The organism is Streptococcus sp. GMD4S, from assembly GCF_000296955.1.
Genome location: NZ_AJRE01000106.1, coordinates 1 through 4,218 on the forward strand (window position 1 = coordinate 1; position 4,218 = coordinate 4,218).

General features: G+C 44.0%; 1 protein-coding gene. It reads right to left on the reverse strand.

The window, feature by feature from the left end; genetic code table 11:
* A partial coding sequence (locus tag GMD4S_RS07245) for a beta-N-acetylglucosaminidase domain-containing protein (protein ID WP_000299234.1) occupies window positions 1-4,218 on the reverse strand: 4,218 nt, incomplete at both ends.

Below are 4,218 nucleotides of genomic sequence, written 5' to 3' on the forward strand. Positions count from 1 at the left end.
CCCCAAATCTTACCACCCGTCAAGGTCATGGATGTTGAACTTGGGAGATTTTCATTGAGGGATTTCAACTCATCCTCACGTCCATTACCCCAATACTGGCCAGGAACAAAGATCATTTCTTTGCGAAGACCGCTGTAGGTTCCCTGCATTTCAGTCAACCACTTGGTCATATCTTGCATCAAGCGGTTGTAGCTATTGTAGCCTCCGACTGGGCTTGGTGCATCATCTGCAAGGATACCAAATTCGCGGACACCCACTTTCATCAACTGGGTAAATTTGGCCTTGATGGTTGCCAAATCTTCTTGGTAATGCGCTTCATTGCCAAAGCGGATGCGGTTGTTCATGAATGGATGGATAGTCCAGACATAGCGGGTTTTACTTTGATTTCCGACACGAGCAAGTTCACGGATTTCAGCTAATTTTTCTTCTGGATAGAGTTCACGCCATTTCTTGTTGTGGTATGGATCATCTTTTGGTGCAAAGAAGTATTGGTTCAATTTCAAATCGCCACCATAACGCATGAGCTCTGCACGATCGGCATTAGACCATGGATTTCCATAGTAACCTTCGATGAAACCACGGTTCTTGAGCTCTGCGTAATCTTCTACTGTCACATTGCGAAGGACTGGCACTTGGCTTTCCTTGAGCATGTGTTTCAAGGTTGTCAAACCATAGAAGACTGCATCTGTGTCTTTTCCGACGATGGAAATCGAGTTATCCTTGATGCTCAAGACATAGGCGTCAATCTTGTCAAAGAGACCTGCTGAAACATTGGACAAGTTTTGCTCTGCTTGTGAACCTTGTCCATGCACTCCAAGATAGATATTGGTTGCGCCAGCGATTGCCGCCTTACCAGTTGTATAAGATACTTGATTGTCCTGCAAAACACTCTTCAAGCGATTGCGAGTATAGATATCGAGTTGATCGCCCATGACCAGATTGACTTGCTTGCGAAGAGCTGTGACACCTTCTCCATAAGTCACTTTTTGTGGAGTTGGGAAGACCTTGTACTCTTTCTTGAGATAGTCTGCGCTCTTGCTGGCAGCTGCAATGCTGTCTTCGCTAGCTGGTTTACTTGCAGTGAATTGATCTGCCAATTCAACTGTTCCATCACCTGTTTGCTCTACTTTTGGTTTTTCAGGTGTAGTTGGTTTTTCTGGTTGACTTGGTGCAGGCGTTTCTTGCTCTTCTTTGACAGGTTTCAATAGATGAACTTCAGCCGCACTTGCAAAACCACCAACGCCTTCCAATACTTTCAACTCAATCTTGTTGGTATGTACCGCCGCAAAGTTGACTGTTTTTTCTTGGGCGTTGTTGTCCCAGCTTCCTTCTGAAACCTTGATCATTTGGCCATCTTTTTGTGCGTAGACTTCGTAGCGTGTCACGACACCATTTCCACCACCTGGACGTGGGAGATACGTCAAGCCATTGACTTTTTCTGCTTCTTTCAAGGTCATAGTAAGGGTGTATGGCCCAGTGTCACCAGTCCATTTAGTATGCCAGAAGGTATTTGGATCATTGTCAAAGGCCTTTTCAACAGCGCCTTCAGTCTCGTTTCCTGGAAGTTGCTGACTGCTTGCGGTTGCAGTAATTTTATCATTTGAAATCAAACGAGGATTTACAAATGGTTTGTCTGACAACTCTGCACTATGCAAGATTCCTTTGAATCCACCGATGCTTTCAAGCGGTAGTACCAAGCTATTGTGGGCAAAGCGAGGGTGGGCTGGATTTGCAATACGCTCAATCTTTTCACCATCCACATAGACTTCTGTAGATTGTGGTTTGGTTACGATGGAGATTTGATAACGTTTGTTCTTTTCAAGTTTTTTATTGAATTGGATATGGAACTGTTCAAACTGGTAAGCAAGATAGCCGTCTTTATCAGCTAGATAGATACGGTTATCCCCACTTGCTGAGAAGGTTTGTTCTCCGTCTCCAGTGACAGTTACATCAAACTTCAAGACGTGACTTGGACCAACATCACCAGCCAAGCCTTCGATACTGCTGTCTTTCTCAAAAGCCAATCCCTGTTCGCTTGCCTTCACTTTCTTACTTGCATAGTTCTTGACTGTTTCAGAATTGATGGTAAACAAGTCGCTTTGATCAATCTCTTTAGCAGGATTTGACTGTGGCGCATAAGGGCTCGTTGGTAGGGTGCGTTCTGCAAAGGTTGCAGCTGCACGATCGGATCCCCAGGTGCGTTCTGCAGTGGTTTGCATGCTCTTGAAGAAGCGTTTGAAGATGTCATAAGAGGTCAAACCAGTCTCATGAAGGTCGATATTATCATTCCAAACTGCGTGACCACCACCAAGGATACTTGGATGAGAAGCTGGTAGAAGTGGACCTCCACCTGTTCTAAAATCATTCGGTGTCCAGCTATTGTACTGACGTTCGTAGTTAGCATAGTCCCCGTAGGCTGCTTGACTATTGCTTCCACTTGGCACACTATAGGTCGGTACATCCGTGATATTGATAATCTTAGCTCCCTGAGCAATGGCTTCATTTGGTCGTTGCCATCCGATACTCCAGATATCAACCTCTACTCCGTTCCAGTCAACAGGAGTGTTTCCACGTTTCGCACTGAGCGAGCCCCAGATACGAGGGGTATATCCCTTTCCTTTAATGTATTTGATAAGGTCATTGACATAGCGACGATAGCTTTCTCTGCTGCCATAGTATTCATCCGTTCCGATATGAACAGTGGACACGCCATGAAGCGGTGCATCTGGACCATCGAGGAGTTTGTCATAAACTGATTTGACAAATTTAAGAGTTTCTTCGTACTTGTTATCCAAGTCTAGCATGGCTACGCGCTCAACATTGTGCTTGCCTGCATAATCGCTCAAACTACCTTGATACATGAGATCTGGACGAACTTTGACAAATGATAGTGCATGACCTGGTGTATCAATTTCTGGCACTAGGTTGATATGCAAGGCCTTGGCAAGTTTAATCAGATTTTGCATTTCTTCCTTGGTATAATGCTCGTCTGATGTTAGTTTTTGTCCATTCTTACCGACAATGTCTGTCTCCACACGGAAACCAGTCTTGGCATGTTCAAGAACATACTTGAGTTGTTCTTCTGGTGTTAAGCTCTTACCTGCCAAGTGTTCCTTAAGGAAGATATAGTTATCGTTGAGGTGCAACTGCAAGTCGTTCATCTTGTAGTAAGCCATGTTGAGCATGATGTCTACAAGAGTGTCATAAGGGATAAATTTACGACCTGTATCCAGCATAAAGCCACGGTGGCTGAAACTTGGGAAATCACGAATTTCGCCATTTTGGAGGTTACTTTCTCCCATTTGAAGAAGGGTACGAGTGGCGTAGAAGGCTCCTGTGTTTGTGGCAGCTTCGATGGTAATCACATCATTTTGGATAGTGATGCCATACCCTTCTTTACCATAACCCTTGTTTTCAACTTTTTTAAATTCGATTCGTTTTTGAGCCTGCTTGTCACCTGTTGCTAGTTCCAATCCACGGCTAGCAAGGTCTGACTGATAGAAGGTTGCAGCCTGATCAAAGCCAGAATCACCCGTCGCAAGAACTGTATCTGAAGTGATAGAAGATTGACCTTCTTTCCCATACCATTGTTGAACAGCTGGTGCTACTTTTGGTTTAACACCCACACCTTCGTCCTGATGTAAGCCCTTGATGACTACTTCAAACTCTTTGGTAAAGGTATGACTGTCTCTGATTTGTTGGACCATGACCTTGACACGTTGGTCTGTCAAAGGCTTATAGATGTGATTTTGAAGGTCAATTACACCTTGTTTATTGCTTCCAATGAGACTGACTTTTCCTGGTAGAGTTGGTAAGACAAGAGACCGTCCATCTTCTGCTACTGTTAGTTCGGTTACTTGGCGGATATCCGTTACCCTACTATGGTCCGGAACGTTTGAATAAGCTCGAATTTCTTGGATTCCAACGTTTCTCCAGCCCATTGTGCCCGCTTGATAGTCGTTAATTTTTAACTTAAGATATTTAGCTTTGATACTTTCAGCTAGATCTACTTTCTCATCTAAAACAGGATCTTCAGTTTTGGTATGAGCGAGTTTCCATTGTTTTTCTCCATTAGCGCCCACGTCTTCTTGACCTGCGTAGTAGAGACTCCAAGATTTGATATTGGGGTCATTTTGCCCATTACGAAGACGACGATCCCAGTCTATTTCTACATGCTTGATGAGGGTAGTTTTTGGAAGAGTTAATTCAAAAGTTGGT